The organism is Flavobacterium sp. U410, assembly GCF_053570605.1.
The window spans coordinates 114,909-130,281 of the sequence record NZ_JBSEFI010000006.1 but is presented as its reverse complement, the minus strand read 5'-3'; the positions used below and the strand labels follow the sequence as shown (position 1 = coordinate 130,281).

Here is a 15,373-nt window from a genome sequence, read left to right as displayed (position 1 = left end):
GCGTTCGTTTTTATCTTTCTAAATATTCAATCTCACCAGTTTCGTATAATTTTTCAATCAAAGGTTTAAGTTGTTGCCAATTAATTCCTTCTACTTCTTTTTTGTATTTATCAGTTGATTCCATGTAAGCTAAAAGGAACCAAGAATCAATGTGTCCAAATTTTGGTCGATTACTTAATACAACTTCAACTTGTTGTTTATTTTTTTTATTATAAAACCCGCATTCACAACCATGAAAAGCATAATTCCAACGTTTTGAAAGTTCTCCTTTTCTAGGTATCTCTTTGTTATTTCTTGAAATTAACTTTTCATAATCTTGTTCATTTTCAATATCTAGTTGATACTTTTCTCCAAGTTTGTACATCAATACTCTTCCGTCATTTCGATAATCAATTATGGCTTCTTTGACAACCTCAAGTTTAATTTTGATATTTTTCTGTTTGAAGAATTCTAGCCATTTTTTTATCATTTTTTAGGTGTTTTATTTTTATTCAACGGTTTTACTAAAATGACGCACAACTAGTAAATATCACCAAATATATACAACTTTTCTTTAAAAATTATATATAAATAATAAGATCAAAAATAGAGTAAGTTGTTCTCTGTTTCTTACGGAAAACCATAAACTAATAAATTATAGAATGAATAGGTAGTATAAATCACTATATTTGACGGTTTGAAATTTTTTAAAAGATAAAATATGTGTAACCATAGTAAATTTATTACCGAAGCAGTAGAGCTTTCTCGTAATGGTATGAATAATAATGAAGGAGGACCATTCGGAGCTATTATTGTTAAAGATGGAAAAGTTGTAGGAAAAGGAAATAATAGAGTAACATCATCTAATGATCCTACAGCACACGCAGAAGTCGTAGCCATACGTGATGCTTGCAAAAACCTGAATTCTTTTCAACTAGACGATTGTATTTTATACACGTCTTGCGAACCTTGTCCTATGTGTTTAGGAGCTATTTATTGGGCAAGACCCAGTAAGGTTTTTTATGCCAATACTCGCGAAGATGCCGCAGCAATAGGTTTTGATGACGATTTCATTTATGAAGAAATAAATGTGTCAATGGATGACAGAAAGATACCTTTTGAACAATTAGGAAGAGAAGAAGCGCTTCAAGTGTTTAAAGAATGGCAAAGTAAAAATGATAAATTGGAATATTAATTTTTTTTGACTTAATAATTAATTAAAAGAACACAAAATCGTGTTCTTTTTTATTTATATGATAATTTTTTAGTATTTTGCTATTTCATTGCATTTTATATAAAAGGTATATATAAAAACACTTTTTTACAATAATTTGAAAATGTATTTTAGAGTATTTTTTAAAAAATGTTTAAAAAAAAGTTTTTTAAAATATGATAAGTAAAAAAAATACAATAAAAAATTATGATATATATTTTTGTATATTCTGCTAAATTAGTATATTTATGCAAAATTTATATATATGGATATAGTAGCTTGCCCAAAGTGTCAAAGTGACAAGATCGTAAAAAGCGGAATCATTAAAGATAGACAACGTTATTTGTGTAAATCATGCAACTATTATTTTACAGTAAATAAAATCGGTAAAAAAATAGATGACTACTATGTTACCAAGGCTTTACAGTTATATTTGGAAGGTTTGAGTTATCGCGAAATTGAACGAATTATCGGCGTTTCTCATGTTTCTATCAGCAACTGGGTAAAAGAGTTTAAAATCAAAAAACCACCCCATCCGAATTACCATCCGAGCTATAAAATTTTTAAGCATAACGAATTGGTAGAGTATTTAAAAAATAAAGATCAATTATCGGGGGCAGGCATGATTATTACTGAGTTGGGAGATAAATTTATGTTGATAAAATGGGAACGTTTTAAAGACTAACTATAAGCTTTTTACAAAAATATACATCTTTTTTTCTAGAATTAACATAATTTTTGAATTTGGTCTTGCAAAAATCAAATAAAACCAAAGTCAACAATTATGAAAAAATTAATTCTAGCAGCCGGTTTACTATTTTCGGCTTTAACATTTGCTCAAGGTGCTCCGGATTATGCAGGAGGACTAAAAGTTAATATCAATGAAGATGGCTCTAAATATTTCCGTATTATTTCGTGGGCTCAAGTTTGGGCTCAATATAACGGAGATAAACCTTTAGATGCTAATGGGAATGAACAATCAGAAATTGATTTCAGCGTTCGTAGAGCAAGGGTTCTACTGTACTCCCAAATTAGCCCTAAATTCTTAATCGTTACTCATTTTGGATTGAACAGTCTTAACGGAAACAATATGAGTCCGACAGGAACAGGGGATAATTCACAACTCTTCATGCATGATGCTTATGTACAATACAACCTAGGAACAACAAATAAGCATGCAATTGGTGGAGGTTTGCACTATTGGAACGGAATTTCTCGTATGAATAACAGTAGTACACTTAACATCCTAACTTTAGATAATTTTCGTCAAGGTTGGGCTACTCTAGGGTTAGCAGATCAGTTTGCACGTCCGGTTGGGGTGTTTGCCAAAGGTGCTTTTGGAAAATTACAATATCGTGTATCAATCAATGATGCTTTGACGAATAACTTGGCAGTAGGAGATGTTTCAACAGCAACGGCCCCAGTAGCTGGAGATCCAGTTACTTATGAAGGAAGAAAATGGTTAGGGGGTAAAAAAGCAGGAAAAACATTTTCAGGATATTTCGATTATAACTTCTTAGATCAGGAAAGCCAATTCTTGCCTTATAAAGTAGGGACTTATCTGGGAGATAAAAAAGTATTTAACGTAGGGGCAGGTTTCTTTTCTCATCCAAATGGTTCAGTAGTAGCAGATGTTAATGGAAACCTAAGCGGTGAAAATGTTAGCATTTTTGCAGTAGACGCTTTTTACGATGCTCCAATAGGTAAAGGAAGCGCTATTACAGCGTATGCGATGTACCAAAACTCTGACTATGGTAAAGATTTCCGTTTAGGAACAACGTATGAAACAGGTTCTATTTTATACGGACATGTTGGGTACGTGATTCCAACTGAAAAAGAAACAAAATTACAACCGTATGTTTCTTTTGCCAATCGTCAAATAGATGCTTTAGATGATAATGCAACACAATTTGGTATCGGAGCAAATCTTTTCTTGAAAGGACATCATTCTAAATTAACCTTAGAATATCAAAACTTAAAATATGCATCAGCAGATGCTGTTGGAACGGTGACATTACAAGCAATGATCTATCTATAAAATCAAATAAATAAAAAACAATCAAAAATTATGAGTAGTCAAGAAAAAGCAACAGCTTATTGGAAGGAAAACCTTCGTTACCTTCTGATTTTATTAAGCATTTGGTTTGCTGTATCGTATGGTGCAGGAATTATTTTTAAAGATGCTTTAAACAATGTAAAATTGGGAGGTTTTCCATTAGGATTCTGGTTTGCCCAGCAAGGTTCCATTTATGTGTTTGTTATCCTGATTTTCGTTTATGTTCGATTGATGAACAAATTGGATAAAAAATACGGTTACGACGAATAAACAAATCAATCAAAAAAACTTAAATTTTTAGAAATCATGGATGTACAACTTTGGACATATATAATCGTAGGTATCACATTTGCTATCTACATCGGAATTGCAATTTGGAGCAGAGCAGGTTCTACAAAAGAATTTTATGTTGCAGGAGGAGGAGTTTCTCCTTTAGCCAATGGTATGGCAACTGCGGCTGACTGGATGAGTGCGGCGTCATTTATTTCAATGGCGGGTATTATTTCTTTCGCAGGATATGATGGAGCCGTTTACTTAATGGGATGGACCGGTGGTTATGTGCTTTTAGCATTATTATTAGCTCCTTATCTTAGAAAATTTGGAAAGTTCACTGTGCCCGATTTTATTGGAGAGCGTTATTATTCTAAAACAGCTCGTTCGGTTGCAGTTATTTGTGCTTTAATTGTTTCATTTACTTACGTTGCAGGACAAATGCGTGGTGTAGGGGTAGTTTTCTCTAGATTCTTGGAAGTAGATATCAATACAGGGGTAATTATCGGTATGATTATAGTATTGTTCTACGCTGTTTTAGGAGGTATGAAAGGAATTACCTATACGCAGGTAGCACAATACTGTGTATTAATTTTTGCTTTCATGGTTCCTGCAATATTTATCTCTATCCAAATGACAGGCAATCCAATTCCTCAATTAGGAATGGGAGGTACGGTAGCAGGTAGTGATACGTATTTATTAGATAAATTGAATGGTTTATCAACGGAACTAGGCTTTGCGGAATATACAGACGGTTCTAAATCATTAGTAGATGTATTTGCTATTACTTTAGCTTTAATGGTAGGTACTGCAGGTTTACCTCACGTAATTGTACGTTTCTTTACCGTTAAAAAAGTGAAAGATGCACGTATTTCAGCAGGATGGGCTTTATTATTGATCGCTATTTTATATACAACAGCACCGGCAGTTTCTGTATTTGCTAAAACCAATTTAATAGAAACGGTAAATGATAAAAACTATGCTGATATGCCACAATGGTTTACCAACTGGGAAAAAACTGGTTTGTTGAAATATGAAGATAAAAACGGTGACGGTAAAATCCAATACTATAATGATAAATCTAAAAACGAAGCTTTCTTAGCTGCAGCAGAAGCAAAAGGCTTAAAAGGAAGTGAATTGACTATTGATAATGATATTATGGTGTTAGCTAATCCTGAAATTGCTAAGTTACCTAGTTGGGTAATTGCTTTAGTAGCAGCAGGAGCTTTAGCAGCAGCTTTATCTACAGCAGCAGGTTTATTATTAGTGATTTCAGCTTCTGTTTCTCACGATTTAATCAAAAAAATGATCAACCCTAATATTTCTGAAAAAGGAGAATTATGGGCAGCTCGTGGTGCGGCTACTGTAGCAGTTGTAATTGCCGGTTATTTTGGAATCAACCCTCCGGGATTTGTGGCAGCGGTAGTAGCTTTAGCATTTGGTTTAGCAGCAGCTTCATTCTTCCCTGCAATTATTTTGGGTATTTTCCATAAGAAAATGAACAAAGAAGGAGCCGTTTCTGGTATGATTGTGGGTATGTTATTAATGCTTTATTACATGTTGAAATTCAAATTCGGAATGTTTGACGGTGGTAAAGATGCAGTTGCAGGATTAAAAGATTCTTGGTGGTTCGGAATTTCACCGGAAGGTTTTGGTACTATTGCAATGATTGTAAACTTTATAGTTGCTCTTGTAGTGAGTAAATTTACTCCGGAAACACCTGCAGATGTTCAGGATATTGTAGAGCACATCCGTATTCCTTCGGGAGCCGGTGAAGCACACGCACATTAATATAAAAAAGTAATCATTTAGAAATAATCTCTGTAATTTTGTTACAGAGATTATTCTAATTTTAAATAATAATAGTAATTTAGTGGAGTTTTTGTGAAATATGAAAAAAAGACACCAACAAAAATTAGTTGTTTTATCTTTATCGTTATTACTGGCTTTAAACCTTCCTCTGTTACTGCTTTTTGATAAGGCGCAAGTTTTTTTTGGCTTGCCGCTGATTTATGGCTATCTTTTTACAATTTGGTTTTTAGCCATTCTTATTTCCATTGTTATTGTAAATCGTTATTATGAGTAGTATAGGGCTTATAGCAATTTTACTGTTCTATTTAGCTTTTCTTTTTTTTATTGCTCATTGGGCCGAAAAAAAAGACAATGCAAAATGGACTAATAATGCTTATGTATATTCTCTTTCATTAGCGGTTTATTGTACAGCTTGGACATATTATGGAAGTGTAGGAGTAGCGGCGAATTCAGGTTTAAATTATCTTCCTATTTATTTTGGCCCTGTGATTGTTATTCCGGCATGGATTATTATCATGCGAAGAATGATTAGAATTTCACGAGTAAATAATGTTTCCAGTATTGCAGACTTTATTTCACTTCGTTACGGAAACAGTCGTTTTTTGGGTGCTATTGTAACTGTTGTTTCACTGGCTGCTATTTTGCCTTATATTGCATTACAATTAAAAGCTATTTCTGAAACCTTTCATATTGTTACTCGTGTACCTCAAAATTCTTTAATCTTTTTTGATACCACAACTTATGTAGCGGTTGCGTTAGCGTTATTTGCCTCTTATTACGGAACGCGTTATGTAGATGCTTCCGAAAAAAGAAAAGGAATCATCACTGCTGTGGCCATGGAAAGTGTATTGAAACTGGTTTTCTTTTTTATCGTTGGAATTTATGTAACCTATTTTGTGTTTGATGGTTTTGATGATGTTTACAGTAAAGCAACTGTTTTAAAAGATTTTGAAAAGAAAAATACAATAGGGGGAATTGAACAAGCTATTAATTGGTTCTTTTTATGTATGGTTTCTCTTTTTGCAATTTTTTTGTTACCAAGACAATTTCATGTTTCTGTGGTTGAAAACAATCGGGAAAGACATATAAAAACAGCTATTTGGTTGTTTCCTTTGTATCTTTTAGCGTTCAATTTATTTGTATTTCCGATAGCTTGGGGAGGAAATGTTTTATTTGAAGGAAAAGAAGTAAACGCCGATACCTATTCATTATTAATTCCACAGATCAACGGAAATAATTTTTTAACAACACTGGTATTTTTAGGCGGATTTTCAGCAGCCATTTCTATGATTGTGGTTTCTAGTATTAGTTTGTCAACCATGTTGAGTAACAACTTGTTGATTCCATATACATTTCTTAGGAAATTAAAGGATACAGATCAGACTATCAATAATAAAACCATTGTAAACATTCGAAAAATCGGAATTTTTTCGTTAATCATTTTTTCATATTTCATTTACCGATTCTTCGTTCTGGATTATAATTTGGTTTCTATTGGTTTAGTTTCGTTTGTTATTATTGCACAATTAGCACCTGCTTTTTTTGGAGCTTTATTTTGGAGAAGAGGTTCAAGATTAGGAGCAATCTGGGGAATTATTATAGGCTTTTTAATTTGTTTGTACACTTTATTGCTACCTTATGCTTTTGGAATTACCAATCATGAAAATTCTTTTTTATTACATGGTCCCAATGGTATAGAACTATTAAAACCATTTGCCTTATTTGGTTTGGATTATTTGAATCCTGTTCCGCATGCTTTCTTCTGGAGTATGTTGTTCAATACCATGATTTATTTTGCAGTTTCAGTGAGTTTTAAGGGGAATTACCGCGAACGAAATTATGCCGAAATGTATATTGATATCGATAAATACAGTACCAATCACGAAACGGCTTTTGTATGGAAAGGAACAGCATATACAAGTGATATTGAAAAGGTTTTAATTAAATTTTTAGGAGAAGAACGAACCAAAAGAGCACTTAATATTTTTAATGTAAAATATAATGTCGACCAAAATCAGGAGCTGGCAGATGCCCGCTTGGTAAAGTTTGCCGAAAATTTATTGACAGGTCACATCGGAACCGCTTCAGCAAGAATTTTGATTTCGAGTGTGGTGAAAGAAGAAAAAGTAACGCTTCCCGAAGTTTTAAAGATTTTGGAAGAATCCAATGAAAATATTATCATCAATAAAAAATTGATAGAAACCTCAACCGAGTTGAAAAAAATTACACATCAGTTGCAGTTGGCCAATCAAACTTTGGTGAAAAAAGACAAGCAAAAAGACGAGTTTTTGGATACGGTAACACATGAATTAAGAACGCCTATAACAGCAATTAGAGCAGCAAGCGAAATTTTAATTGATGATGACGAAGTACCTGATGAAATGCGTCGTCAGTTTTTACAAAATATCATCTCTGAATCCGATCGATTAAATCGTTTGATTGATAAAATCTTGGATTTAGAAAAATTTGAAACGGGAAAACAGCGAATCAATCCGTCCTTTAATGATATGGTAGAAACCATTTCAAAAACAATAGAACCATTACAACAACTCATTAAGAATAAAGGAATAACCATTTATTTCGAGAATAATAAATCGATAAAAGCTATTTACGACGAAGATAGAATTATTCAGGTATTGACAAATTTGCTTTCCAATGCCATAAAATTCTGTCCAGATGCCGACGGATTGATAACGATAGCTATTGCTGCTAAAAATGAATTTTGGGAAATTTCAGTAATGGATAATGGAAAAGGAATTAACCCAATTGATTTCGAAAATATATTTGATAAATTCTATCAATCTGATAATCAAAATATTAAAAAACCTGTTGGCAGCGGCTTAGGATTAGCCATTTGCAAACAGATTGTTGAATTACATCACGGGAAAATTTGGGCACAAAATAATAATGGAGCAGGCGCTTGTTTCATTTTTACGTTACCAAAATAAGTGATACTTTTAGACACAATTGTAATTGAAGAAATGAAGAAAAAAATTTTAATAGTAGACGACGAACCTAACATCATCATGTCACTAGAATATACCTTTAAGAAAAACAATTTTGAGGTATTTATAGCTCGTGACGGTCAGGAAGCATTGGATATTTTAGAAACTAAAGTACCTAATATAATTATTCTTGATGTGATGATGCCTAATGTTGATGGTTATGCTACTTTGGAAGCTATAAAAAAAGATCAAAAATTAGCAGAATGTAAAGTAATATTCTTATCTGCAAAAAATAAAGAATCAGATATTCAAAAGGGATTAGACTTAGGAGCCAATGCCTATATGACCAAACCCTTTTCACTAAAAAAACTGATTGATAAAGTAAACGACTTACTCGAATAATTAATTATATAATTACAACTACTACTACAAATGAATTATTTAGATTTTTACAAAAGGAGCATTGATGATCCCGAAGCTTTTTGGAAAGAACAATCCAAAAAGTTAGAATGGTACACCAATCCGCAAACGATTTTATCGGAAAATGAGAAAGGGTATCCAACGTGGTTTGTGGATGGTGAATTGAATTTATGTTACTTGGCTATTGATAAGCATATTCAAGATGGTTATGGCGAGCAAACGGCGATTATTTATGATTCTCCGGTTACCCAAACTGTTAAGAAGTATACTTTTAACGAAGTAAAAGAACAAGTAGCTAAATTAGCCGGCGGATTGACTTCTTTGGGAATTAAAACAGGAAACACAGCTGTTATTTACATGCCAATGATTCCTGAAGCACTTTTTGCCATGCTGGCGTGTGCTCGTTTAGGAGTAACGCATTCGGTGGTTTTCGGAGGATTTGCACCACATGAATTAGCTATTCGTATTGATGATTGTAAACCAAAAGTAATTTTAACGGCTTCTTCAGGTATTGAAGTAGATCGATTAATTGCTTACAAACCTTTAGTAGACGAGGCTTTAGAATTGTCTGAACACAAACCTAAAAAAGTGGTTATTTTAAACCGTAAATTAGGAGCAAGAGTCCCTTTTAAAAAACGAGATGTAGATTGGGAAGCTTTAGTTTATGGTTCAGAAGAAGCACCTTGTGTTCCTGTTAAAGCAGATCACCCGTCTTATATTTTATATACTTCAGGAACAACGGGAAAACCTAAAGGAATTGTTCGTGATACCGGTGGATATGCTACAGCTTTGCGTTTTTCAATGGAATACATTTACGGAGTAAAACAAGACGAAGTTTTTTGGGCAGCTTCCGATGTGGGTTGGGTTGTTGGTCATAGTTATATTGTGTATGGTCCTTTGTTGAACCGAAATACGACTATTGTTTTTGAAGGAAAACCAGTAAAAACGCCTGATGCTTCTACATTTTGGCGTGTTATTGCAGAGCATAGAGTAGGTGTGATGTTTACTGCTCCAACGGCAATTAGAGCAATTAAAAAAGAAGATCCAAACGGAGAGTTCATCAAGCAATACGATTTATCGTGCTTACGAACTCAATTTTTAGCGGGCGAACGTTGTGATGTAGCCACTTTAGAATGGTATCAGGAACATATTCCAATTCCTGCAATTGATCACTGGTGGCAAACAGAATCGGGGTGGCCAATGATTGCTAATTTAATAGGGGTAGAATATTTACCGATTAAACCGGGTTCTGCCGGAAAAGCGGTAAATGGTTATGATATTCGTGTTTTTAATGAAAACGGTGAAGAATTAGGTCCGAATGAAGAAGGTTATGTGGTAATCAAATTGCCTTTGCCTCCGGGAACTTTAATGGATTTATGGAAAGACCATATTCGTTTTAGAGCGGGCTATTTAGATAAATTTCCAGGATATTATTTTTCAGGAGATGGCGGTTACAAAGATGAAGATGGATACATTTATATTACCGGTAGGGTAGATGATGTTATCAATGTCGCCGGTCACCGTTTGTCTACTGCTGAAATGGAAGAAATTGTCGCTTCTCATCATGCGGTTGCAGAATGTGCAGTTGTGGGTATTAATGATGATTTAAAAGGGCAGATTCCTTTGGCATTAGTGGTAACCAAAGCAGGAGAAGCAGTCGAACATTTTCAACTAGAATACGAAGTTGTTCAATTGGTAAGGGAAAAAATTGGTGCAGTAGCCAGTTTGCGTAAAGTAGTCGTAGTTCAACGTTTACCTAAAACACGTTCGGGTAAAATTTTGAGAAAGCTTTTGCGTAATATCGCAGATGGAGTAGAGTTTCAAATTCCTTCTACCATTGACGATCCATTAATCATTGATGAAGTAAAGGAAGAATTCTTACATCATAAAATAGGAGTTTTTAAATAATTCCTAAATCTTTAAGGCTAAAAAATAGATTATCAGATATTTTTTAGCCTTATTTTTTTGTATTCATTTTTTTTAGCATAAAAGCTATACTTATTTAGCAAATAAAAATATTTTTAAAGAAATAATTAGTTATATTTACAATGATTTTCAGACTGATAAAAAATACAGCAATAAAATACATTAAATAAATAAAAAACAATCAAAAAAATGAGTTACTATAAAATTACAGATTTAGAAAACTACTTTAAAATGTATAAAAAATCTGTACGTGAACCTAGAAAATTTTGGGATCGCATAGCAGATGAAAACTTTACCTGGTATCAAAAGTGGGATAAGGTTTTCGAATTTGATATGGAAGAAGCTCAATTCAAATGGTTTTTAGGCGCTAAAGTAAACATTACTAAAAATTGTATTGACCGCCACTTAAACAAAAGAGGAGATAAAACAGCTATCATTTTTGAACCTAATAATCCAGATGAGGAAGCTCAGCATATTTCATATAATGAATTGTATGCCAATGTTTCAAGATGGGCTAATGTATTACAGGAACAAGGAATTAAAAAAGGAGATAGAGTTTGTATTTATTTGCCAATGATTCCTGAATTAGCGTATGCTGTTTTAGCTTGTGCTCGTATTGGAGCAGTCCATTCAGTGGTTTTTGCAGGATTTTCAGCTTCTGCCGTTTCTGCTCGTATTAATGATTGTGAAGCAAAAATGGTAATTACTTCTGATGGAGGTTTCCGTGGTAACAAAACAATTAACTTAAAAGGTATTGTTGATGAAGCATTAGAAAAAACACTTTGTGTTCAATCTGTTTTAGTGGTTAAAAGAACTAACGAAGCAGTAACAATGAAAGAAGGTAGAGACTTTTGGGTTCAACCTCTTTTAGACGAAGCTTTAGCTAATCACGTTGCTGTAATTATGGATGCTGAAGATCCGTTGTTCATTCTTTATACTTCTGGTTCTACAGGTAAACCAAAAGGAATGTTACATACAACAGGAGGTTACATGGTTTACACAGCTTATACTTTTAAAAATGTATTTAGTTACGAAGAAGAAGATGTGTATTGGTGTACAGCTGATATCGGATGGATTACCGGTCACTCTTATATTTTATACGGACCGCTTTTAAACGGTGCTACAACTATTATTTTTGAAGGAGTTCCTTCTTATCCTGATTTTAGCCGTTTTTGGCAGGTAATTGAAAAACATAAAGTAAATCAATTCTATACAGCACCTACAGCTATTCGTTCTTTAGCAAAAGAAAGTGTTGATTATGTTCAAAAATATTCTCTGAATTCATTAAAAGTAATTGGTTCTGTGGGTGAGCCTATTAATGAAGAAGCATGGCACTGGTACAACGATCACGTAGGAAGTAAGCGTTGTCCTTTAGTAGATACTTGGTGGCAAACCGAAACAGGAGGAATTATGATCTGTCCGGTTCCTTTTGTAACACCAACAAAACCTACGTATGCTTCTTTACCGCTTCCGGGAATTCAACCGGTGTTAATGGATGAATTACGCAACGAAATTGAAGGAAATCAAGTAACAGGAAGTTTGTGTATTAAATTCCCTTGGCCGTCAATGGCCAGAACTATTTGGGGAGATCATCAACGTTATAAAGAAACGTATTTCTCAGCCTATCCAGGTAAATATTTTACAGGAGACGGTGCTTTACGTGATGAAGTAGGATACTATAGAATTACAGGTAGAGTAGATGACGTAATTATTGTTTCCGGACATAATTTAGGAACTGCTCCTATTGAAGATGCCATTAACGAACATCCGGCAGTTGCAGAAAGTGCTATCGTAGGATTCCCTCACGATATCAAAGGAAATGCATTGTATGGTTATGTAATCTTAAAAGAAACCGGAGAAAGTCGTAATCAAGACAACTTGAGAAAAGAGATCAACCAAATAATTTCTGAACAAGTTGGTCCAATTGCAAAATTAGATAAAATTCAGTTTGTAAGCGGATTACCAAAAACACGTTCAGGGAAAATCATGAGACGTATTTTACGTAAGATTGCAGAAGGCGATTTCAGCAACTTCGGAGATACATCAACATTATTAAACCCGGAAATTGTTAATGAAATTAAAGACGGAAAATTATAATTATTAATTCCCTATAGTTAAATAATTTTTTAAAAGAGCTCTGAGTAAAATCAGAGCTTTTTTGTAATACAGCGTTAAAAAAAGGCTCCGAGTATTATATCTTATCTTTTTCTCTTATTTTTGAATTCTACCTATCGAATTTTTATGAAAAAAATATTTATTCTGGTATTGAGCATCATGATACTATCTTCTTTATCTGTTGAAGCTCAATCCAAAAAGAAAAGAAAGCAACTTGAAGCAGCAGCAAAGGCCAAAGCTTTAAAAGAAAAAGCAGAGAAAGAGAAAGAACAAAAAATAAAACCTTACGATAAAGTGATTACTAAAGAAGCTTTATCAGATAAAGGTTTATTTACAACTCACAAAATAAAAGATTCGTATTATTTTGAAATTCCTAATGAGCTTTTAGATAAAGAAATGCTTTTAGTAAGTAGAATTGCTAAACTTCCTTCAAACTTAGGTGGTGGTTACATCAATGCAGGTTCATCGGCAAATGAACAACTAATTGTTTGGCAACGTTTTCAAGATAAAATTTTAATAAAAGTAAAATCATACAGTGCTGTTGCCAATGATAGTTTACCAATTAGCATTTCGGTTAAAGCTAATAATTATGAACCAACGCTTTATGCATTTGATATCAAGGCATTCTCCAAAGATTCTTCAGCTGTTGTAATTGATGTAACGAAGTTTTACAGTTCTGATATTAAGGCTATGAGCGGCTTAAACAATAAAATACGAACAGACAATAAAGTTAAAAATTTAGATGCATCCAGAAGTTTTATCACTTCTGTGAAGTCATTTCCTCAAAATATAGAAGTAATACAAGATTTTACCTATTCAGCTTCTAGTCCAAGTGTGTTGCCTGATACAGAAACCATTAGCATACAAATGAATCAATCAATGATTTTGTTGCCCGAAGAACCTATGAAAACACGTTTATTCGATAGAAGAGTAGGTTGGTTCAATCTCAATCATTACGATTACGGAAGCGAAGCTTTAAAATCGGATCGAAAAACATTCATCAGAAGATGGCGATTAATTCCCAAAGATATAGAAGCTTACAAACGCGGCGAATTAGTTGAACCTGTAAAGCCAATTGTGTATTATTTGGATCCTGCTACACCCGAAAAATTGAGAAAGTATATCAAAGCCGGTGTAGAAGAATGGCAAAAACCTTTTGAAGCCGCTGGTTTTAAAAATGCAATCATTTGTAAAGAGGCGCCGACTAAAGAAGAAGATCCCGATTTTAGTCCGGAAGACATTCGATATTCGGTAATCCGTTATGTAGCGAGTACCACAAGAAATGCCATGGGACCAAGTGTTTCTGATCCTAGAACCGGAGAAATTATAGAAAGCGACATTATTTGGTATCATAATCATTTGCGTTCTTACAGAAATCGTTATTTATTAGAAACCGGAGCTGCAAATCCGGATGCCAGAACGTTAGAAACAAGTGATGAAGCTATGGGTGAAATGATGCAAATGGTTATTGCGCACGAAGTGGGACACGCTTTGGGGTTACCGCATAATATGGGGGCAAGTTGTGCTTATGATGTAGAAAATTATCGTAAAGCGCCTTTTACAAAAGAGTTTGGAATTTCAGCAAGTATAATGGATTACGCACGTTTCAATTATATTGCCCAACCGGGCGATGAAGGTGTTCGTTTTATTCGCCAAATGGGGCCTTATGATTTTTACGCTATTAATTGGGGGTATCGTTATTTAGCCGATTGTAATTCTGCGGATTGTGAAAAAGAAACTTTAGATCAATGGATTAAAGCTAAAGAAGGTGATGACATGTATCGTTTTGGGAACCAAAGAAGCAGTTTTGACCCGCGTTCTCAAACAGAAGATATCGGGAACAACAGTGTAAAAGCCAGTACGTATGGCATTAAGAATTTGAAATATGTAGCGCAACATTTACCGGAATGGACCAGTGATAAAACCAATAATTATGAAGATCTAGAGGAATTATATGGCGAAATGTTAGCAGTTTGGAGTCGATACATTGGACACGTAGTTACTCATGTTGGCGGAGTTTATGAAGATTATAAAAATCCGGATCAAGAAGGAAATGTTTATGCAACGGTTCCTAAAAAAGACCAAAAACAAGCAATGGATTGGTTACAAGAAAATGCTTTTCAAACGCCAATTTGGTTAGTAGATAAAACAATTTTACAAAATATTGATTACAAAGGATATGTCGATAAAGTAAGTAAAACGCAAGCACGTCAATTGACTAATTTATTAAGTGCTGAACGATTAGGAAGATTATTTGATTCGGCTTTAGTTGATCCTTTAGCATATACTGCCGTAGATTTTTTAGCTGATTTGCGAAAAGGAATTTGGAAAGAAGCTTATAATGGTGGAAATAGTAGTGTATTTAGAAGAAACTTGCAGCGTGCTTATTTGGAACGAATGGATTATTTGCTAAACGATGACTTTAAAAACTTTAGAGATTATGCCGTTTCTCTATCCGATTTGAGAGCTGTGGTAAGAGGAGAATTGGTTCAATTAAAAAGTAAACTGAATGTTGCCAAAAATGCTACTTCTAATACGACTATGAAATACCATTATATTGATTGTATCGATCGAATTGAAAAAGCATTAGAACCCATCAAATAGAGGCTGTCCAAAAAGCGACAGCCTCGTTCTATT

12 protein-coding genes are annotated in these 15,373 nt (G+C 33.8%); 11 read left to right on the top strand and 1 reads right to left on the bottom strand.

Going from position 1 to position 15,373, the window contains the following annotated elements; all coding sequences use genetic code 11:
- Positions 1-10 precede the first annotated feature (10 nt).
- A complete protein-coding gene (locus ACUSJC_RS06485) occupies positions 11-469 on the bottom strand; it encodes a DUF6896 domain-containing protein (RefSeq protein ID WP_449268746.1) in 459 nt (152 codons plus the stop codon).
- 231 nt (positions 470-700) lie between these two features.
- Between ACUSJC_RS06485 and ACUSJC_RS06480 the strand changes: the two genes are divergently transcribed.
- The 11 genes from ACUSJC_RS06480 (at position 701) to ACUSJC_RS06430 (ending at position 15,340) form a co-directional block, all read left to right on the top strand.
- Positions 701-1,174, top strand: a complete 474-nt coding sequence (locus ACUSJC_RS06480) for a nucleoside deaminase (RefSeq protein WP_449268745.1) — start codon at positions 701-703, stop codon at positions 1,172-1,174.
- 283 nt (positions 1,175-1,457) lie between these two features.
- Positions 1,458-1,877, top strand: a complete 420-nt coding sequence (locus ACUSJC_RS06475; protein ID WP_449268744.1) for an IS1/IS1595 family N-terminal zinc-binding domain-containing protein — start codon at positions 1,458-1,460, stop codon at positions 1,875-1,877.
- A 99-nt stretch (positions 1,878-1,976) separates the two neighbouring features.
- Entirely contained in the window at positions 1,977-3,230 is a 1,254-nt protein-coding gene (locus ACUSJC_RS06470; protein WP_449268743.1) for a hypothetical protein, read from the top strand.
- A 30-nt stretch (positions 3,231-3,260) separates the two neighbouring features.
- Positions 3,261-3,518 (top strand): DUF4212 domain-containing protein, encoded by a 258-nt coding sequence (locus ACUSJC_RS06465; protein ID WP_449268742.1) that lies wholly within the window; start codon positions 3,261-3,263, stop codon positions 3,516-3,518.
- Positions 3,519-3,554: 36 nt separating this feature from the next.
- Positions 3,555-5,309 carry a sodium:solute symporter family protein gene (locus tag ACUSJC_RS06460; protein WP_449268741.1) on the top strand — a complete coding sequence of 585 codons (1,755 nt, stop codon included), beginning with the start codon at positions 3,555-3,557 and terminating at the stop codon, positions 5,307-5,309.
- Between the two features lie 100 nt (positions 5,310-5,409).
- A complete protein-coding gene (locus ACUSJC_RS06455; protein ID WP_449268740.1) occupies positions 5,410-5,604 on the top strand; it encodes a hypothetical protein in 195 nt (64 codons plus the stop codon).
- Positions 5,597-8,278, top strand: coding sequence for an ATP-binding protein (locus tag ACUSJC_RS06450; protein WP_449268739.1), 2,682 nt, complete (start codon positions 5,597-5,599; stop codon positions 8,276-8,278). Before ACUSJC_RS06455 ends, ACUSJC_RS06450 begins: the two co-directional genes overlap by 8 nt.
- Positions 8,279-8,311: 33 nt before the next feature.
- Positions 8,312-8,677, top strand: a complete 366-nt coding sequence (locus ACUSJC_RS06445) for a response regulator transcription factor (RefSeq protein ID WP_449268738.1) — start codon at positions 8,312-8,314, stop codon at positions 8,675-8,677.
- Positions 8,678-8,707: 30 nt separating this feature from the next.
- Positions 8,708-10,603 carry a propionyl-CoA synthetase gene (locus ACUSJC_RS06440; RefSeq protein WP_449268737.1) on the top strand — a complete coding sequence of 632 codons (1,896 nt, stop codon included), beginning with the start codon at positions 8,708-8,710 and terminating at the stop codon, positions 10,601-10,603.
- 207 nt (positions 10,604-10,810) lie between these two features.
- The gene (gene acs / locus ACUSJC_RS06435; protein ID WP_449268736.1) at positions 10,811-12,718 is read left to right on the top strand and encodes an acetate--CoA ligase; all 1,908 of its coding nucleotides are present in this window, start codon (positions 10,811-10,813) and stop codon (positions 12,716-12,718) included.
- A gap of 144 nt (positions 12,719-12,862) precedes the next feature.
- Entirely contained in the window at positions 12,863-15,340 is a 2,478-nt protein-coding gene (locus ACUSJC_RS06430; RefSeq protein ID WP_449268735.1) for a zinc-dependent metalloprotease, read from the top strand.
- Positions 15,341-15,373 lie beyond the last annotated feature (33 nt).